This window comes from Aquincola sp. J276 (genome assembly GCF_024700035.1).
Lineage (GTDB): Bacteria > Pseudomonadota > Gammaproteobacteria > Burkholderiales > Burkholderiaceae_C > Aquincola > Aquincola tertiaricarbonis.
Genome location: NZ_JAJONC010000001.1, coordinates 3,764,374 through 3,781,938 on the forward strand (window position 1 = coordinate 3,764,374; position 17,565 = coordinate 3,781,938).

The window sequence follows — 17,565 nt, forward strand, 5'->3', positions numbered from 1 at the left end:
TCCATGACTCGTCGTCGCGTCGTCGTCACGGGCCTGGGGCTGGTCAGCCCGGTGGGCAACAGCGTGGCCGAAGGGTGGGCCAACCTGGTGGCCGGCCGTTCGGGCATCGCCAACATCACCAAGTTCGATGCGTCGGCCATGGCCTGCCGCTTCGCGGGTGAGGTCAAGGGCTTCAACATCGAGGATTACATCCCCGGCAAGGAAGCCCGGCACATGGACACGTTCATCCATTACGGGATGGCCGCTTCCATGCAGGCCGTGCAGGACTCGGGCATCCCCACCGGGGAAGCGCTCGACGAGCAGACGGCCGAGCGCATCGGTGTGCTCGTCGGGTCGGGCATCGGCGGCCTGCCGATGATCGAGCAGACCCACAAGGAATACACCGAACGCGGTCCGCGCCGGATTTCCCCGTTCTTCGTGCCCGCCTCGATCATCAACATGATCTCGGGCCATGTGTCCATCAAGTACGGCTTCACCGGCCCGAACCTGGCCATCGTCACCGCCTGCACCACCGGCCTGCACTGCATCGGCGAGGCCGCCCGCATGATCGAGTACGGCGACGTGGACGTGATGGTGGCCGGCGGTGCCGAATCCACCGTCTCGCCGCTGGGCATCGGCGGCTTCGCGGCCGCACGCGCGCTGTCCACCCGCAATGACGATCCCGCCGCCGCCTCGCGTCCCTGGGACAAGGGTCGCGACGGCTTCGTGCTGGGCGAAGGCGCCGGCGCGCTGGTGCTGGAAGAGTACGAACATGCCAAGGCCCGGGGCGCCAAGATCTACGCCGAACTGGTCGGCTACGGCATGGGTGCCGATGCCTTCCACATGACCGCGCCGAACGTGGACGGCCCCAAGCGCTCGATGCTGGCCGCGCTGCGCAATGCGAAGCTCGATCCGTCCGCTGTGCAGTACCTGAATGCGCACGGCACCTCCACGCCGCTGGGCGACGTGAACGAGACCAACGCGATCAAGAAGGCCTTCGGCGACCACGCGAAGGACCTGGTGGTGAGTTCCACCAAGTCGATGACCGGCCACCTCCTGGGCGGCGCCGGCGGCATCGAGTCGGTGTTCACCGTGCTGTCGCTGCATCACCAGGTGGTGCCGCCGACGATCAACCTCGTCGATCCGGATCCGGAGTGCGACCTCGACTACTGCCCGAATGAAGCGCGGGAGATGAAGATCGACGTCGCGGTGAAGAACAACTTCGGCTTCGGCGGCACGAACGGCACGCTGGTGTTCCGCCGCGCCTGAGGGCGCGGCCGCGCAGGAAGGCGTGCACCATGCGATCGGCACCTGCGGTGCAGGTCGATCTGGGCGACGACCTGGTGTGGCGCGGGGCCGTGGCGATCTGCTGCGGTTCCGCGCTGGCGGCTCTGGCTGCCTGGGCGGCGGGTTGGGCTGAGCTTCCTGTCCGGTGGACCGCCGCTGCGGCGCTGCTGGCTGCCGGTGCGGGCGCCTGCCTGGGGCGTTTCTGGCTGCCGGCCCCGGCCGGCGTGCTGTGCTGGGACGGCCAGCAGTGGCTGTGGGACGGCCGTCCCGGCGACTTGCGGGTCGTGTTCGACCTCGGCCCCTGGCTGCTGATGTGTTTTTCGCCGGCCGGGCAGGGGCGGGCGGCCCATTTGCCCCTGTCCCGTGCTGCCGCCCGTGCGGGCTGGCACGGATTGCGCGCTGCGGTATATTCCCGCCGCCCTGAACCCCGGACCCCTTCCGCGCCGCGGATGTAGGCCACCCAAGAGCCTGAATGACCAACGCAGCGGACGCCGACGCCCTCTTGATCGACCGTGTGAAGAACGGCGATGTCAAGGCGTTCGAGATGCTGGTGGTCAAGTACCAGCGGCGCATCGAGCGCCTGATCGGCCGCATGGTGCGCGACGTGGACCTGGTTCCCGACATCGCCCAGGAAACCTTCATCCGGGCCTACCGCGCCATCCCGCAGTTCCGCGGCGAGAGCGCGTTCTACACCTGGCTCTACCGCATCGCCGTCAATACCGCCAAGAAGGCGCTGGTCGACCTGAAGCGCGACCCGCTGGTCTCGGAGAATGCCCTCTCCGGCCGGGAAGACGATGACGAAACTTCACGCGTCGAGAACGAACTAACCGACGGCGAGACGCCTGAAGCGGTGCTGGCGACAAAAGAAATCGCCGCGACAGTGAACGGTGCCATCGAAGCCTTGTCTGAAGACTTGCGGCAGGCGATCACGCTGCGCGAGATCGAAGGCCTCAGCTACGAGGAAATCGCTGAAGTGATGAATTGCCCGATCGGCACCGTGCGTTCACGCATCTTCCGTGCGCGCGAGGCGATCGCGGAGCGTCTGCGCCCGCTGTTGGGCACCCGCGAGGGCGAGCGCTGGTAGCGCCGCCTGTACAGAGATCATCTGGAGCTCGAAATGGTGGATCGGCTGGATCAACAAGCGCGGCGGCAAGCGCTGTCGGACCTGATGGATGGTGCGGTGGACGCGGGCGGCGCGGCGCGGGCGTGCGCCGCCTGGCGCGAGGACGGCGCCTCGCGCGCCGACTGGTATGCCTACCACCTGATAGGTGACGTGCTGCGATCGGACGACCTGGCGCACCGGCCGCTGCGCGACGAGGCTTTCCTGGCCTCGTTGCGCAGCCGCCTGGCGTCGGAGCCGGTGGTGCTGGCCCCGCAGCCGGCGCCGCCGTCCGCCCCCCGGCAGGAAGCGCCGCGCCGCGTCGCCAATGGCGCCTCGGTCGGCCGCCGCAGCCTGTGGCGCCGCGCCTGGGCCGCCCCCTCGGCCGTCGCCGCGGGCTTCATGGCCGTGGCCGGCGTGCTGGTGGTGACCCGCGTGGCCGAGGTGCCGGTGAGTCCGTCTTCCAGCGTCATTGCCGGCGGCACCGCGGTGCCGGGCGTCGGCACGCCGGGCATCCAGCCGGTGAGCACGGTGTCGCAGCCGCTGGTGGCGGCGTCGCCGGCGCCGGTGGCCGTGCCGGTGGCCAACGGCAAGCTGATCCGCGACGCGCGTCTCGACCAATACCTCGCCGCGCACAAGCAGTACGGCGGCTCGGTGCTGGCGATGCCGGTGGTATCGGTGCGCAGCGCGGCTCCGGCGGCGCCTGATCGCTGAGCGTGTCCGTGGTTCGCCGTCGAGTCGTTCACGCCGTCCTTGCCCTGCTGACCGTTTCGGTCGGCCCCGTGTGGTCCGCCTCCCAGGCGGCGCCGGCCCCGGCCGTGGATGCACGCGCCTGGCTCTCGCGCATCCATGCCGCCGCCAGCCAGCGCAACTACCAGGGCACCATGGTGGTGACGGCCGGCGGCGCAGTGAGCAGCTCGCGCATCGTCCACTATGGTGACGGCGCGCACACCTATGAGCGGATCGACGGCCTGGACGGCGAGCGCCGCCAGGTCTTGCGCCATAACGAGGTGGTGCAGACGATGTGGCCCGGCAGCCGCCTGGCCGCGATCGAGCAGCGTGATCCGCTGGCGCCGTTCCCGTCGCTGCTCAAGACGAGCGAAGAGCAGATCTTCGACCGCTACGAGCTCATCACCGAGGGCGAGGACCGCGTGGCGGGCCACGATGCCCTGGTGCTGCTGCTGCGCCCGAAGGACCATGAGCGCTTCGCCCAACGCCTGTGGGCGGACAAGGCCACCGGCCTGCTGTTGCGCACCGACGTCATTGGGCCGGAGGATCGTGTGCTGGAGAGCGCCGCCTTCACGGACGTGACCATCGGCGTGCGCCCGCAGCCGGAGGCGGTGCTCAAGGCCATGAAGAAGCTCGACGGCTACCGCGTGCTCAAGCCGGTGCTCACGCCGGCACGGCTGGAGGCCGAGGGCTGGACGCTGACCAGTCCGGTCAAGGGCTTTCGCCAGATCCGCTGCATCAAGCGCTCCCTGGACAGCGCGGGCGCGGTCGATTCGGCCAGCAACGGGGCCGAGATGCTGCAGGCCGTGTATTCCGACGGCCTCACGCATGTGTCGGTGTTCATCGAGCCTTACAGTGCCCAGCGGCACCGCCAGGCGGTCGAGACCTCCATCGGAGCCACCCACACGCTGATGCAGCGCCACGGCGACTGGTGGGTGACCGCGATGGGGACGTGCCGCTGGCCACGCTCAAGAAGTTCGGCAAGGCCCTGGAGCGCCGCTGAGCGGTCGCTCCGCCAATCAAGAACCGGGAGTTTCGATGGGATTGAACATTGCAGTCCGGGCGCCGGCGTGGCGCTCGATGGTGGCCGCGGGCCTGTGCGCCCTGTCGCTGGCCGGCATGCCGTTGGCGGGGCAGGCGCAATCCGCGCGTGAACTGCCGGACTTCACCGAGCTGGCCGAACGCATGAGCCCGACGGTGGTGAACATCCGCACCACCGAGCGGGTGCGCACCGCCCCCGGCGGCGGCGGCGAGATGGACGAGCAGATGCGCGAGTTCTTCCGCCGCTTCGGCATCCCGATGCCCAACACCCCGCGCCGCAACGGTCCGCCGGGCACCGAGGAAGAACCGGCACCGCAGCAGCGCGGCGTGGGCTCGGGCTTCATCCTGAGCAACGACGGCTATGTGATGACCAATGCCCACGTGGTCGAGGGCGCCGACGAGGTGATCGTCACGCTGACCGACCAGCGCGAGTTCAAGGCCAAGATCATCGGCGCCGACAAGCGCACCGACGTGGCCGTGGTGAAGATCGACGGCAGCGGCTTTCCCTTCGTGAAGGTGGGCGATGCCAACAGGCTGCGGGTGGGCGAATGGGTGATCGCCATCGGCTCGCCGTTCGGGCTGGAGAACACCGTCACCGCCGGCATCGTCAGTGCCAAGCAGCGCGACACCGGCGACTACCTGCCGCTGATCCAGACCGACGTGGCCATCAACCCGGGCAACTCGGGCGGTCCGTTGCTCAACCTGCGCGGCGAGGTGGTGGGCATCAACTCCCAGATCTACAGCCGCTCGGGCATGTTCGCCGGCATTTCGTTCGCCATCCCGATCGACGAGGCCATCCGCGTGTCTGACCAGCTGCGTGCCACCGGCCGCGTGGTGCGGGGACGCATCGGCGTGACCATCGCGCCGGTAACCAAGGACGTGGCCGAATCCATCGGCCTGGGCCGCCCTGCGGGTGCCTTGGTGCAGGGCGTGGAAGACGGTGGCCCGGCGCAGAAGGCCGGGATAGAGGCGGGCGACATCATCACCAAGGTGGACGGGCGGGCCGTCGACAAGTCGGGCGACCTGCCGCGCATCATCGGCAATACCAAGCCAGGCGCCAAGGCGTCGCTGCAGGTGTTCCGCCGCGGCGCCACGCGCGACCTGGTGGTGACGGTGGCCGAGCTGGAGCCCGACCAGGTCCGCCGCGTGAGCAAGGCGGAATCGCCGGCGTCCGCGCCCAAGACGGCCATCGGCCTGACGGTGGCCGATCTGTCGGAGGCGCAGCGCAAGGAGCTGAAAGTGCGCGGCGGCGTGCGGGTGGAACTGGCGGAGGGCGCCGCGGCCCGCGCTGGCCTGCGCGAGGGCGACGTGATCCTCTCCGTGGACAACGTGGAGGTGGTGGACGCCAAGCAGTTCAACGCCGCCGTCGCCAAGCTGGATCGTGCCAAGGCCATCAGCGTGCTGGTGCGCCGGGGCGAATGGACGAACTACGCCGTGATCCGGCCGAGCAAATAGGCTGCGGCAACCGACTTGCGCGGCGGGGCTTTTCGGGATGCGGGACGCACGGCGGCCGGCGTCCCGACCTTCTACCCTGTTACAGGCAGGCTCAGTTTGCACTCGCTAACTTCCATGGCTGCGCCGGTCCGGATTGCTCTGCGTGGAAGCTACAATGCCGCGTTGTTGGCGCCCTTTGTGGGCTGTTCGGCGCACGAGTCACTGCCCTGAAAACTGTCCCCAGCACATCCACAGCCATCTGTGGATAACCTGTGAATGGAATTGCGCTGTTGGCGACGTGCAACGAAGAAATCCAGCAACGGCGCGGTTTCCAGCCAAGTCCTTTTGGCTACAATGAAGGCCCAACAAGCAGTTGCCATACGTTTTGTTGGAAGGCGCGTCTCCTCTTTGGACGTGCCTTTTTTTATGTGCGGCTCGGCGCCCGGCGCCCGCATGGCAGGCCTTTGCCGTGACCAGCAGCCGCCAACTTTGTGTCCATGGACCACATCCGGAACTTCTCCATCATTGCCCACATCGACCACGGCAAGAGCACGTTGGCCGATCGCATCATCCAGCGCTGTGGGGGGCTGAGCGACCGCGAGATGGAAGCGCAGGTGCTCGACTCGATGGACATCGAGCGTGAGCGCGGCATCACCATCAAGGCGCAGACCGCCGCTTTGCAATACAAGGCGCGCAATGGGCAGGTCTACAACCTGAACCTGATCGACACGCCGGGCCACGTCGACTTCTCGTACGAAGTGAGCCGCTCGCTGTCCGCCTGCGAAGGTGCATTGCTGGTGGTCGATGCATCGCAGGGTGTCGAGGCGCAGACGGTGGCCAATTGCTACACCGCGCTCGACCTGGGCGTTGAAGTGGTGCCGGTGCTCAACAAGATGGACCTGCCGCAGGCCGATCCGGAGCGCGCCAAGGAAGAGATCGAGGACGTCATCGGCATCGATGCCACCGACGCCATCCCCTGCTCGGCCAAGACCGGCGAAGGCGTCGAGGACATCATCGAGGCGGTGATCGCCCGCATGCCCGCGCCGCGCGGCAACCCGACGGCCGCACCGCGCGCGATGATCATCGATGCCTGGTTCGACAACTACGTGGGCGTCGTGATGCTGGCCCGCGTGGTGGACGGCGTGCTGCGCCGCGGCGACCGCATCCGCATGATGGCCACCAACGCCGTCTACAACATCGAGCAGATCGGCGTCTTCACGCCCAAGTCGCTGCCGCGCGAGGCGCTGAACGCCGGCGAGGTGGGCTTCATCATCTGCGGCATCAAGGAGCTGCAGGCGGCGAAGGTGGGCGACACCATCACGCTGGAAAAGAAGTTGCCGAACAACGCCGGCCCGGCCAGCGAGGCGCTGCCCGGCTTCAAGGAGATCCAGCCGCAGGTGTTCGCCGGCCTGTACCCGACCGAGGCCAGCGAATACGACCAGCTGCGCGACGCGCTGGAGAAGCTCAAGCTCAACGATTCCTCGCTGCGCTACGAGCCCGAGGTGAGCCAGGCGCTGGGCTTCGGCTTCCGCTGCGGCTTCCTGGGGCTGCTGCACATGGAAATCGTGCAGGAGCGGCTGGAGCGTGAGTTCGACCAGGACCTGATCACCACCGCGCCCAGCGTGATTTATCAGGTGGAGCTGGGCGACGGCTCGGTCATCGAGGTCGAGAACCCCTCCAAGATGCCGGACCCGGGCCGCATCCAGGAGATCCGCGAGCCCATCGTCACCGTGCACCTGTACATGCCGCAGGACTACGTGGGCCCGGTGATGACGCTGGCCAACCAGAAGCGCGGCGTGCAGCTCAACATGGCCTACCACGGCCGCCAGGTGATGCTGACCTATGAGTTGCCCCTGGCGGAGATCGTGCTGGACTTCTTCGACAAGCTGAAGAGCGTGTCGCGCGGCTACGCCTCCATGGACTACGAGTTCAAGGAGTACCGCGCCTCCGACGTGGTGAAGGTCGACCTGCTGATCAACGGCGACCGGGTGGATGCGCTGTCCATCATCGTGCACCGTGCGCAGAGCCAGTACCGTGGCCGTGCGGTGGCCGCCAAGATGCGCGAGCAGATCCCGCGGCAGATGTACGACGTGGCGATCCAGGCGGCCATCGGCGCCAACATCATCGCGCGCGAGAACATCAAGGCGCTGCGCAAAAACGTGCTGGCAAAATGTTATGGCGGGGACATCTCCCGCAAGCGCAAGCTGCTCGAAAAACAAAAGGCCGGCAAGAAGCGCATGAAGCAGATCGGCTCCGTCGAGGTGCCGCAGGAAGCGTTTCTGGCCATCCTACAAGTGGACGATTGATGGGACCTCTGACCGGTTTGTTGTACGGCTTGCTCGCGATCTACCTCGGGGGCTGGTTCCTTGGGTTCTGGGTCGGCAACTTCGCGCTGCTGCTGTTCGTGCTGACGGTGGTGACGCTGGGCTACTGGCTGGCCGAGCGCCTGCGCTTCCAGCCGGCGCGGGCGGCCGCCGCTGCCGCGCTGACCGAGCAGGACGCCACCCGCCGCGCCGAGCTCAAGCGCATGGGCATCGACAAGGTGGACGGCGACGTCTCCGAAGCCCGCCGCAAGCTGCTGATGCAGCCGTGGTGGCTCGACTGGACCGCCGGCCTGTTCCCGGTGATCCTGGCGGTGTTCCTGCTGCGCTCGTTCCTCTTCGAGCCGTTCAAGATCCCCTCGGGCTCGATGATCCCGACGCTGCTGGTGGGCGACCTGATCCTGGTGAACAAGTTTCACTATGGCATCCGGCTGCCGGTCATCAACAAGAAGATCGTGCCGATCAACGACCCGCAGCGTGGCGACGTGGTGGTGTTCCGCTACCCGGTGGACACCCGCGTGGACTACATCAAGCGCGTGGTGGGCGTGCCGGGTGACGAGGTGGCCTACATCAACAAGCGGCTGACGATCAACGGCCAGCCGGTGCCGCTGACGCCGCTGCCCGACTTCTACGACGAGGACAGCCGCCGCTATGCGCAGCACTTCTCCGAGAAGCTGGGCGAGGTGGAGCACCAGGTGCTGAACGACAAGGACCGGCCGGCGTTCATCCCGGGCTCGCACTCGTTTCCCTACAGCGACCAGTGCAGCTACACCGCCGAAGGCGTCACCTGCAAGGTGCCCGCCGGCCACTACTTCATGATGGGCGACAACCGCGACAACTCGCAGGACTCGCGCTACTGGGGCTTCGTGCCGGACGAGAACATCGTCGGCCGCGCCTTCTTCGTATGGATGAACTTCGGGAACCTGGGCCGCATCGGCGCGTTCCACTGACCATGCCGACCACCACCCCTCACCGTGCAGGCCAGCGTGGCATCACGCTGATCGGTTTGCTGTTCTGGGCTATCGTGATCGGCTTCGGCGCGTTGGTCGTCATGCGGGTGTTCCCGACGGTCAACGAGTACTGGACCATCAAGAAGGCCGTCAACAAGATCGTCGACAGCGGCGCCACCACCGTGCCCGAGCTGCGCGCCGCTTTCGACAAGCAGAAGGAGATCGAGTACTCCATCTCCACGATCAGTGGCAAGGACCTCGACATCACGAAGGAAAACGAGCGCATCGTAATCCGGTTTGCCTACGACAAGCAGATCGAACTGGTGGAGCCCGTGTACCTGCTGATCAAGTACGAGGGCCGCTCGAACTGAGGACGCCATATGGGCGATGCACGATTCGACGCGCTGCAGCAGCGCCTGGGATATCGCTTCACGCAGCAGAAGCTGCTGAGCCGTGCGCTCACGCACCGCAGCGCCGGGGCCGACCACAACGAACGCCTGGAGTTCCTGGGTGACGCGGTGCTGAGCACGGCGGTGTCGGCCATGCTCTACGAGCGTTTCGGCGATTCCGATGAGGGCGACCTGACCCGCGTGCGGGCTCACCTGGTGCGCGAGGAAAGCCTGCACCGCGTGGCCCTGTCGCTCGGCCTGCCCGACGTGATCCGCTTGTCCGACGGCGAAGCCCGCGGCGGCGGCGCCCAGCGCGCCTCCATCCTGGCCGACGCGCTGGAGGCGGTGATCGGTGCCTCGTTCCTGGACGGCGGCTTCGAGCCGGCGCAGGCGCTGGTGCGCCGGCTGTTCGGCGACGTCATCGCCAACACCGAGATCGACAGCTGGAGCAAGGACGCCAAGACCGAGCTCCAGGAATGGCTGCAGGCGCGCAAGCTGCCCGTGCCGGCCTACCGCATCGTCGCCACCCGCGGGCAGGCGCATGCACAAACCTTCGAGGTCGAGTGCGGCGTGCCCGCGCTGGGCCTCACCGAGCAGGGCGAGGGCAAGTCGCGCCGCACCGCCGAGCAGGAAGCGGCGCGCCGCATGCTCGAGGCCCTGAAAGCGTCCGACCGCCCCGGCGGTCCGCTCCGATCCTAGAAAGACATGATGAACGACACCGCTGCAACGCCTGAAGGCGCATCCGAAGGCGAGGGCGGCGAACAACGCGACCCGGCGGGTCAACGCTGCGGCCTCGTCGCCATCGTCGGCCGCCCCAACGTGGGCAAGAGCACGCTGATGAACGCGCTGGTGGGCCAAAAGGTGAGCATCACCTCCAAGAAGGCGCAGACCACCCGCCACCGCATCACCGGCATCCGCACGGTGGACGAGGCGCAGTTCGTGTTCGTCGACACGCCCGGCTTCCAGACGCGGCACAGCACGGCGCTCAACCGCACGCTCAACCGCACGGTGCAGGGCGCGCTGTCCGACGTGGACGTGGTGCTGTTCGTGGTGGAGGCGGGCCGGTTCGGGCTGGACGATGCCAAGGTGCTGGCCCTGCTGCCCGAGGACAAGCCGGTGCTGCTGATCGCTAACAAGCTCGATGCCGTCACCCGCCGCGCCGAGATGATGCCGTGGCTGAAGGGCATGCAGGAGCGGCGCAACTTCGCCGAGTTCGTGCCCATGACGGCGCAGAAGATGCCCGACGTGGAGCGCCTGCTGGGCATCGTGCGGCCCTACCTGCCCGAGCAGCCTTGGTTCTACGAAGAGGATGCGCTCACCGACCGCACCGACCGCTTCCTGGCCGCCGAACTCATCCGCGAGAAGCTGTTCCGCCTGACCGGGGACGAGCTGCCCTACACCTCCACCGTCGTGATCGACAAGTTCGAGGAAGAGGGCCACCTGCGCCGCATCGCTGCCACCATCATCGTGGAGCGCGATGCGCACAAGGGCATGATCATCGGCGACGGTGGCGAGCGCCTGAAGCGCATCGGCAGCGAAGCGCGGCAGGAGCTGGAACGGCTGATGGACTGCAAGGTGTTCCTGGAGCTGTGGGTGAAGGTGCGCTCCGGCTGGGCCGACAGCGAGGAACACCTGCGCTCCTACGGCTACGAGTGAGCGTGTCGGCCGCAGTTTGAAAACCCACGCCGCCTACGTCCTGCACCAGTACGACTGGAGCGAATCCAGCCTGATCGTGGACCTGTTCACCCGCGACCTCGGCCGCGTGGTGGTGGCGGCCAAGGGCGCCAAGCGGCCGTATTCGCAGCTGCGGCCCGTGCTGCTGCCCTTCCAGCGGCTGAACATCGGCCTGGGCAAGCCGCCAAAGAACGAAGAGGCGTCCGACATCCAGAACCTGCGCGGCGCCGAATGGGCCGGCCCGGCTGCGGTGCTGCGCGGCGACGCGCTGTTCAGCGGGTTCTACCTGAATGAGCTGCTGCTGAAGCTGCTGGCCCGCCATGATCCGCATCCGCGGCTGTTCGACGCCTATGCCGAAACGCTGCAGGCCGTGGCCGGCCCGGACGACCAGCGCGCACAGGCTGCGCTGCGGGCCTTCGAGCTGACGCTGCTGCAGCAGATCGGCCTGCTGCCCGACCTGGCGCTGGTCACGCACACCCAGGCCGCCGTACAGGCCGCTGAGCGTTATGCCCTGCAGCCCGAGGCCGGCGTGATCGCGCTGGCCGACGGGCCCTTCCGCGGGCCACAGCTCATCGGCCTGCAGGCCGCGCTGGAGCACGGCAGCCTGCAGGCGCTGCAGCAGGCCTGCGCTGCGCCCCTGGGGCCGCTGCGTACCGCGTTGCGCGGCCTGCTTCACTATCATCTGGGCACACCTCAACTCCGCACGCGCCAGGTGATGCTCGATGTGCAGAAGCTCGTCGACAGCACCCGCGCCCCACGATGAATCCGCTGATCGCCCCTGACGCCGCCGGCCGACACGCCCATACCGCGCTGTCGGTCAACCTGAACAAGGTGGCCCTGCTGCGCAACACGCGGCACCTGGGCATTCCCAGCGTGACCAAGGCGGCCGGCATCGTGCTGCAGGCGGGTGCCAACGGCATCACCGTGCACCCGCGGCCGGACGAGCGCCACATCCGCGGCACCGACGTGCACGAGCTGGCCGAGCTGCTCAGGCGCGACTGGCCGCACATCGAATACAACATTGAAGGCAACCCGTTCCACAACCTGATGGACTTCGTGCGGGCGGTGCGGCCGCACCAGGCCACCTTCGTGCCGGACGCGGAGGGCCAGTTCACCTCCGACCACGGCTGGCAGCTGCCGGCCGACATCGAGCGCCTGGCGCCGGTGATCGCCGAGACGAAGGCGCTGGGCGTGCGCGTCAGCCTGTTCATGGACCCGATTCCCGAAGCCATGCGCCTGGCGCGCGAGGTGGGTGCCGACCGGGTGGAGCTGTATACCGAGACCTATGCCAGCGCCTGGGGCACGCCGCGCCAGGCCGAGGTGCTGGCCGCCTTCACCGCCACGGCCGAGGCCGCACTGGCGGTGGGCCTGGGCCTCAACGCCGGCCATGACCTGAATCGCGACAACCTGGCCGACTTCCTGCGCGCCGTGCCCGGCGTGCAGGAGGTGTCGATCGGCCATGCGCTGATCGCCGATGCGCTGGAGCTGGGCTACACCGCCACCATCCGCGACTACCAACGCTGCATCCAGCAGGCGTACAGCCGGTGATCTACGGCATCGGCACCGACATCTGCGATGTGCGCCGCATCGCCCGCACGCTTGACCGCAAGAGCCAGCGCTTTGCCGAGAAGGTGCTTGGCCCGCACGAGATCGAGGTGTTCCGCAGCCGCTTTGCCCGGGTGGAGGCCCGTGGCATCAGCTACCTGGCCACGCGCTTCTCGGCCAAGGAGGCCTTCTCCAAGGCCATCGGCCTGGGCATGCGCATGCCGATGACCTGGCGTGCCTGCGAGGTGGTGAAGGCCCCCAGCGGCAAGCCGGAGATCCGGCTGCACGGCGAACTGGCCGCCTGGTTCGCGGCGCGTGGCCTGAGGGCGCACGTGAGCATCACCGACGAAACCGACTACGCAGCCGCCTTCGTGGTGGTGGAGCGCTCGGGCGGCTGAAAACGCCGGGCGGCTCCCCGACAATCGTCGGATGCACAGTCCTCAACTCCATGCACCGGTCATCCTCGACGTGGCCGGCACCGAACTCACCGCCGACGACCGCCGCCGGCTGCAGCATCCGCTGACCGGCGGGCTGATCTTTTCGGCCGCAACTGGCAGGACCGCCGCCAGCTCACCGCCATGGCCACCGAGGCCAAGTCCATCCGGCCCGACCTGCTGATCGCGGTGGACCATGAAGGCGGCCGCGTGCAGCGTTTCCGCACCGATGGCTTCACCCACCTGCCGCCGATGCGCGCGCTGGGCGAGCTGTGGATGCGCGATGCCATGCGCGCCACCGATGCGGCCACCGCCTGCGGCTACGTGCTGGGCGCCGAGTTGCGCGCCTGCGGCGTCGACCTCAGCTTCACGCCCGTGCTCGACCTGGACCACGGCCAGAGCGCCGTCATCGGCGACCGCGCCTTCCACCGCGACCCGCGTGTGGTGGCGCTGCTGGCCAAGAGCCTGATGCACGGCCTGCTGCGCGCCGGCATGGCCAACTGCGGCAAGCACTTTCCGGCGCACGGTTATGCCCAGGCCGATTCGCACCTGTCGGCGGCCATCGACAAGCGCTCGCTCAAGGCCATCCTGGCCGACGACGCCAAGCCGTACGACTGGCTGTCCACCAGCCTGAGCAGCGTGATGCCGGCGCACGTCACCTTCCCGAAGGTGGACAGCCAGCCGGCCGGCTTTTCGCGCCGCTGGCTGCAGGACATCTTGCGCGGGCAGCTGGGCTTCCAGGGCGCGATCTGCTGTGACGACCTGAGCATGGAAGGCGCCCGCATCGCCGGCAGCGCGCTGGAAGGTGGTATCGCCGCGCTGAACGCCGGCTGCGACCTGCTGCTGCTGTGCAACCAGAGCATCGTCGACGGCGGCGCGCCGGTGGATGCGCTGCTGGACGGCCTGCTCGACGCGCAGGAACAGGGCCGCTGGGAGCCCGATGCCGCCAGCGACGACCGCCGCCTGGCCCTGCTGGCGCAGACCGCGCCCATGCCCTGGGACGAGCTGATGCACTGGCCCGACTACCTGCATGCGTTGACGCGGCTGCCCTGAGCCACCGGCTTTCCCAATGAACAACGCGCCTTTCGGCGCGTTGTGTCTTTCAGGGGGTCAGGCGATCAGCCCGCGTTGTCGAACGGCATGCGCACCTGCGAGAGGTCCTTGCGCGTCTCGACCAGCACCAGCGGGCCTTCGTCGATCACCACCGCCGGCTTGGGCTGGCGCGGCACATGCAAAGGCTTCGGTTCATTGGCCATCGCCTCCTGGGCCGCGCGCACCTTGTCGGCGTCGGAGTTGACCCATTCCAGCCCGGCACCCTGGGCCAGCTCGGCGAGCGAACGGGTGGGCAGCTCATAGGCCTCGGCAGCAGGCACGGGGGCCGGCGCAGGCGCCTCGACCGGTGCTGCAACGGCGGGCGCTGCCGCAGGCACCTGCCCAGGCGCTTCCTCGGCCACGGGCGCAGCGGCGAAAGCGGGAGCCGGGCGCGCATCGTCCACCCGGGCTTCGGCAGCCACAGGCACCGGGTCCGCGTCGGCGGCCGGCATGTACGCCATCACCGGGGCGTTGTCGGGCTCGACGCTGTCGGCCGGCTGCACGCCACCGCTGCTGGGCAGCGGCGGTTCGGCCGCCACGCCGGCTTCCAGCGTCTCGTCCCGCTCGTCACGGCGGCTGCGATCGCCGCGGCCACGGCGGCGGCGGCCTTCACCGCTCAGCGGCTCGGCGGTGGCCACGTCGCCCACCACGTCCGCGGCGGCGACGACCACCGGCTCGGTGATGGCGTCGGCAGCCTCGACATTGCCTTCGCCCTCCGCGGCCTGCGCACCTTCGGGCAGCTCGGCACCTTCCTCGCGGCCTCGGCCGCCACGGCGGCGGCGGCGGCGGCGGCCGTCGCGCTCGGCGTTCTCCGCCTCGGTGCCTTCGCCGGCCGGCTGGCTGTCGACGAAGCCCTGCGTTGCCGGTTGCAGCTCGGCGGCATCGGCCGGGGCCAGGCTCACCTCGCGCTCGGCACGCGGTCCCCGGCGGCCTTCGCCACGCTCGCCGCGTTCGCCCCGTTCGGCACGCGGCGGGCGGGCGGCGGCTTCGGCGCCTTCACCGGCCACGAAGGTCTGCACGGCCTCGGTGCTGCGCGGTGCGTCGCCCTCGGCACGTTCACCACGGCGGCCGTCACGGCGACCCTCGCGGCGGCCTTCGCCACGCGCTTCCCCATTGCGCGGTTCGCGCTCGGCGCGTTCCTCGCGCCCACCGCGGGCGCTGGCCCCTTCACCGGCGGGCTTGCCCTCGCGGCGCTCGCCACGTTGGCCGCCACGCTCGCTGCGTTCTCCGCGTTCTCCGCGTTCACCACGCTCGCCGCGGCCACCGCGGCGGCCATCGCGGCCTTCGCGCTTGTCGCCGGCCGGCGTGGCGGTGGCGGGTGCGGCCACGGGCGCGGCCACCGGCGCGGGCGCCGGGGCGGGTTCCGGTGCACCGAACAGCTTCTTGATGAAGGAGAAGAAACCACCGCCGGCCGGGGCTGGCGCGGGTGCGGCCACCACCGGTGCCGGGGCGGGTGCGGGCGCGGCCACCGGGGCCGGCGCCGGCGCGGGCTTGGGCGGCGAGATCGGCGCGGGTGTCTCGGGCAGGATGCCCTTGATCACCGGCTCCTGCTTGGCCTTCTTCTCGTTGGCGTCGCGACGGCGGGTGATGCCCACCTCGTCGTCCGGCTCCTCGACCATGGTGTAGCTGGCCTGCAGGCCTTCCAGGCGCGGGTCGTCGTGGCGCAGGCGCTCCAGACGGTAGTTCGGGGTGTCCAGGTGCTTGTTGGGCACCAGCAGCACGGTGATGCGCTGCTTCAGCTCGATCTTGGTGATCTCGGTGCGCTTCTCGTTGAGCAGGAAGCTGGTCACCTCCACCGGCACCTGCACATGCACGGCGGCGGTGTTCTCCTTCATCGACTCCTCCTGCACCATGCGCAGGATCTGCAGCGCGGAGCTTTCGGTGTCGCGGATGTGGCCGGTGCCGTTGCAGCGCGGGCAGGTGATGTGGCTGCCTTCGCTCAGGGCCGGGCGCAGGCGCTGGCGGCTGAGCTCGAGCAGGCCGAACTTGCTGATCGAGCTGAGTTGCACCCGCGCGCGGTCGAAGCGCAGCGCATCGCGCAGCCGCTGCTCCACCTCGCGGCGGTTCTTGCTCTCCTCCATGTCGATGAAGTCGACCACGATCAGGCCGCCCAGGTCGCGCAGCCGCATCTGGCGCGCGATCTCGTCGGCGGCTTCCAGGTTGGTGCGGGTGGCGGTCTCCTCGATGTCGCTGCCACGGGTGGCACGCGCCGAGTTGACGTCGATCGACACCAGCGCCTCGGTGTGGTCGATCACGATGGCGCCGCCCGAGGGCAGGTTCACCGTGCGGCTGAAGGCCGTCTCGATCTGGTGCTCGATCTGGAAACGGCTGAACAGCGGCGCGTCGTCACGGTAGCGCTTCACGCGATTGGCCGTCTCCGGCATCACGTGGTTCATGAACTGCTGCGCCTGATCGTAGATGTCGTCGGTATCGATCAGGATCTCGCCAATATCCGACGTGAAGTAGTCGCGGATCGCGCGGATCACCAGCGACGACTCCTGGTAGATCAGGAACGCGCCCTTGCCGGCCTGCGAAGCGCCGTCGATGGCGGTCCACAGCTTGAGCATGTAGTTGAGGTCCCACTGCAGCTCGGCGGCGGAGCGGCCGATGCCGGCGGTGCGGGCGATCAGGCTCATGCCCTTGGGGTACTCGAGCTGCTCGAGGTTTTCCTTCAGCTCTTCGCGGTCTTCGCCCTCGATGCGGCGGCTGACGCCACCGCCGCGTGGGTTGTTGGGCATCAGCACCAGGTAGCGGCCGGCGAGCGACACGAAGGTGGTGAGTGCGGCGCCCTTGTTGCCGCGCTCTTCCTTTTCCACCTGGACCAGCAGTTCCTGGCCTTCCTTGATGACCTCGTTGATGCGGGCGTTCTTGACGTCCGCGCCTTCCTTGAAATAGCTGCGCGAGATTTCCTTGAAGGGCAGAAAACCGTGGCGGTCCTCGCCGTAATCAACGAAACAGGCTTCCAGCGAAGGCTCGACGCGGGTGACGACGGCCTTGTAGATATTGCCCTTGCGCTGTTCGCGCCCTTCGAGTTCGGTTTCGAAGTCGAGCAGTTTCTGCCCGTCGACGATGGCCAGCCGCCGCTCTTCCGGCTGCGTGGCGTTGATCAGCATGCGCTTCATGTGCACTCCAAACGTGACACGTCCCCTTCCGCGAGGAAGGCGACTCACCGATGCACGAGCACTCGTTTGGAACCGGAAGGAATCGCCCTGGACTGCGGTGGTGATCGCGGAAAAACGATCAGCGGTGCAGCGTTGGCGCGTGCGTCGCAGGCTCCGGCGAAGGTGCTGGCGGCGCAAGTTCCCGGGCGCGCCGTGCAATGCACGGCGGCAGCATGGCACGGGCCCCGGCCGGATAGGGCACAGGGCCGCGGGCGGCGGCTGGAGGGGAATGACGGCGACAGCATGCGCTGGGTCACTGGACGCGTGGGCCTGGCCGTTGAGGGCCAGGCACCGGGAAACCTTGTTCTTGCCGTTGCGACGACCTACTTCGGCCGCGCGCGGGTGGGTTCTTCGACGGTGTCTCTGCCGCGGAACCCCCGGGGCTGCCGGGTCACTTGGGGACCGGGCCCGCCGCGGGCGCACTACGTTG

The 17,565-nt window shown here is 68.6% G+C and carries 15 protein-coding genes and 1 pseudogene; 15 read left to right on the forward strand and 1 reads right to left on the reverse strand.

What is annotated here, in order from left to right; genetic code table 11:
- The first annotated feature begins 3 nt into the window (after positions 1-3).
- The 15 genes and pseudogenes from fabF (at position 4) to nagZ (ending at position 13,935) form a co-directional block, all read left to right on the forward strand.
- A complete protein-coding gene (gene fabF / locus LRS14_RS17565) occupies positions 4-1,248 on the forward strand; it encodes a beta-ketoacyl-ACP synthase II (protein WP_257800340.1) in 1,245 nt (414 codons plus the stop codon).
- Positions 1,249-1,277: 29 nt separating this feature from the next.
- Complete coding sequence (locus LRS14_RS17570) at positions 1,278-1,721, forward strand: hypothetical protein (protein WP_257800341.1); 444 nt, start codon at positions 1,278-1,280, stop codon at positions 1,719-1,721.
- 17 nt (positions 1,722-1,738) lie between these two features.
- Complete coding sequence (rpoE, locus tag LRS14_RS17575; RefSeq protein ID WP_046114667.1) at positions 1,739-2,350, forward strand: RNA polymerase sigma factor RpoE; 612 nt, start codon at positions 1,739-1,741, stop codon at positions 2,348-2,350.
- Between the two features lie 33 nt (positions 2,351-2,383).
- Positions 2,384-3,079, forward strand: a complete 696-nt coding sequence (locus LRS14_RS17580) for a sigma-E factor negative regulatory protein (protein ID WP_257800342.1) — start codon at positions 2,384-2,386, stop codon at positions 3,077-3,079.
- 2 nt (positions 3,080-3,081) lie between these two features.
- Positions 3,082-4,248 (forward strand): MucB/RseB C-terminal domain-containing protein, encoded by a 1,167-nt coding sequence (locus LRS14_RS17585; protein WP_257800343.1) that lies wholly within the window; start codon positions 3,082-3,084, stop codon positions 4,246-4,248.
- Positions 4,133-5,590, forward strand: a complete 1,458-nt coding sequence (locus LRS14_RS17590; RefSeq protein ID WP_404977564.1) for a DegQ family serine endoprotease — start codon at positions 4,133-4,135, stop codon at positions 5,588-5,590. The genes LRS14_RS17585 and LRS14_RS17590 overlap by 116 nt, the downstream gene beginning before the upstream one ends.
- Positions 5,591-6,066: 476 nt before the next feature.
- A complete protein-coding gene (gene lepA, locus LRS14_RS17595) occupies positions 6,067-7,875 on the forward strand; it encodes a translation elongation factor 4 (protein ID WP_046114665.1) in 1,809 nt (602 codons plus the stop codon).
- Positions 7,875-8,840: a signal peptidase I gene (lepB, locus tag LRS14_RS17600; protein WP_046114664.1), complete on the forward strand. Its 966-nt coding sequence runs from the start codon at positions 7,875-7,877 to the stop codon at positions 8,838-8,840. Before lepA ends, lepB begins: the two co-directional genes overlap by 1 nt.
- Before the next feature lie 2 nt (positions 8,841-8,842).
- Positions 8,843-9,211 (forward strand): DUF4845 domain-containing protein, encoded by a 369-nt coding sequence (locus LRS14_RS17605; protein ID WP_046114663.1) that lies wholly within the window; start codon positions 8,843-8,845, stop codon positions 9,209-9,211.
- 9 nt (positions 9,212-9,220) lie between these two features.
- On the forward strand, positions 9,221-9,928 hold the full coding sequence (gene rnc / locus LRS14_RS17610; RefSeq protein WP_046114662.1) for a ribonuclease III: 708 nt from the start codon (positions 9,221-9,223) through the stop codon (positions 9,926-9,928).
- A gap of 9 nt (positions 9,929-9,937) precedes the next feature.
- Complete coding sequence (gene era, locus LRS14_RS17615) at positions 9,938-10,885, forward strand: GTPase Era (protein WP_257800344.1); 948 nt, start codon at positions 9,938-9,940, stop codon at positions 10,883-10,885.
- A 16-nt stretch (positions 10,886-10,901) separates the two neighbouring features.
- Positions 10,902-11,666, forward strand: a complete 765-nt coding sequence (gene recO / locus LRS14_RS17620) for a DNA repair protein RecO (RefSeq protein ID WP_257800345.1) — start codon at positions 10,902-10,904, stop codon at positions 11,664-11,666.
- Complete coding sequence (locus LRS14_RS17625) at positions 11,663-12,451, forward strand: pyridoxine 5'-phosphate synthase (protein WP_257800346.1); 789 nt, start codon at positions 11,663-11,665, stop codon at positions 12,449-12,451. The genes recO and LRS14_RS17625 overlap by 4 nt, the downstream gene beginning before the upstream one ends.
- The gene (gene acpS, locus LRS14_RS17630; RefSeq protein WP_257800347.1) at positions 12,448-12,846 is read left to right on the forward strand and encodes a holo-ACP synthase; all 399 of its coding nucleotides are present in this window, start codon (positions 12,448-12,450) and stop codon (positions 12,844-12,846) included. The genes LRS14_RS17625 and acpS overlap by 4 nt, the downstream gene beginning before the upstream one ends.
- Positions 12,847-12,877: 31 nt before the next feature.
- Positions 12,878-13,935: pseudogene (gene nagZ / locus LRS14_RS17635) on the forward strand (beta-N-acetylhexosaminidase).
- A 65-nt stretch (positions 13,936-14,000) separates the two neighbouring features.
- Here nagZ and LRS14_RS17640 read toward each other — a convergent pair.
- Positions 14,001-17,096, reverse strand: a complete 3,096-nt coding sequence (locus LRS14_RS17640) for an Rne/Rng family ribonuclease (RefSeq protein WP_257800348.1) — start codon at positions 17,094-17,096, stop codon at positions 14,001-14,003.
- Between the last annotated feature and the right edge of the window lie 469 nt (positions 17,097-17,565).

What these genes read in the sequence shown, in the direction of transcription:
- fabF (WP_257800340.1), top strand. Translation starts at nt 4, where the DNA reads ATGACTCGTCGTCGCGTCGTCGTCACGGGCCTGGGGCTGGTCAGCCCG.
- LRS14_RS17570 (WP_257800341.1), top strand. Translation starts at nt 1,278, where the DNA reads ATGCGATCGGCACCTGCGGTGCAGGTCGATCTGGGCGACGACCTGGTG.
- rpoE (WP_046114667.1), top strand. Translation starts at nt 1,739, where the DNA reads ATGACCAACGCAGCGGACGCCGACGCCCTCTTGATCGACCGTGTGAAG.
- LRS14_RS17580 (WP_257800342.1), top strand. Translation starts at nt 2,384, where the DNA reads ATGGTGGATCGGCTGGATCAACAAGCGCGGCGGCAAGCGCTGTCGGAC.
- LRS14_RS17590 (WP_404977564.1), top strand. Translation starts at nt 4,133, where the DNA reads ATGGGATTGAACATTGCAGTCCGGGCGCCGGCGTGGCGCTCGATGGTG.
- lepA (WP_046114665.1), top strand. Translation starts at nt 6,067, where the DNA reads ATGGACCACATCCGGAACTTCTCCATCATTGCCCACATCGACCACGGC.
- lepB (WP_046114664.1), top strand. Translation starts at nt 7,875, where the DNA reads ATGGGACCTCTGACCGGTTTGTTGTACGGCTTGCTCGCGATCTACCTC.
- LRS14_RS17605 (WP_046114663.1), top strand. Translation starts at nt 8,843, where the DNA reads ATGCCGACCACCACCCCTCACCGTGCAGGCCAGCGTGGCATCACGCTG.
- rnc (WP_046114662.1), top strand. Translation starts at nt 9,221, where the DNA reads ATGGGCGATGCACGATTCGACGCGCTGCAGCAGCGCCTGGGATATCGC.
- era (WP_257800344.1), top strand. Translation starts at nt 9,938, where the DNA reads ATGAACGACACCGCTGCAACGCCTGAAGGCGCATCCGAAGGCGAGGGC.
- LRS14_RS17625 (WP_257800346.1), top strand. Translation starts at nt 11,663, where the DNA reads ATGAATCCGCTGATCGCCCCTGACGCCGCCGGCCGACACGCCCATACC.
- LRS14_RS17640 (WP_257800348.1), bottom strand. Translation starts at nt 17,096, where the DNA reads ATGAAGCGCATGCTGATCAACGCCACGCAGCCGGAAGAGCGGCGGCTG.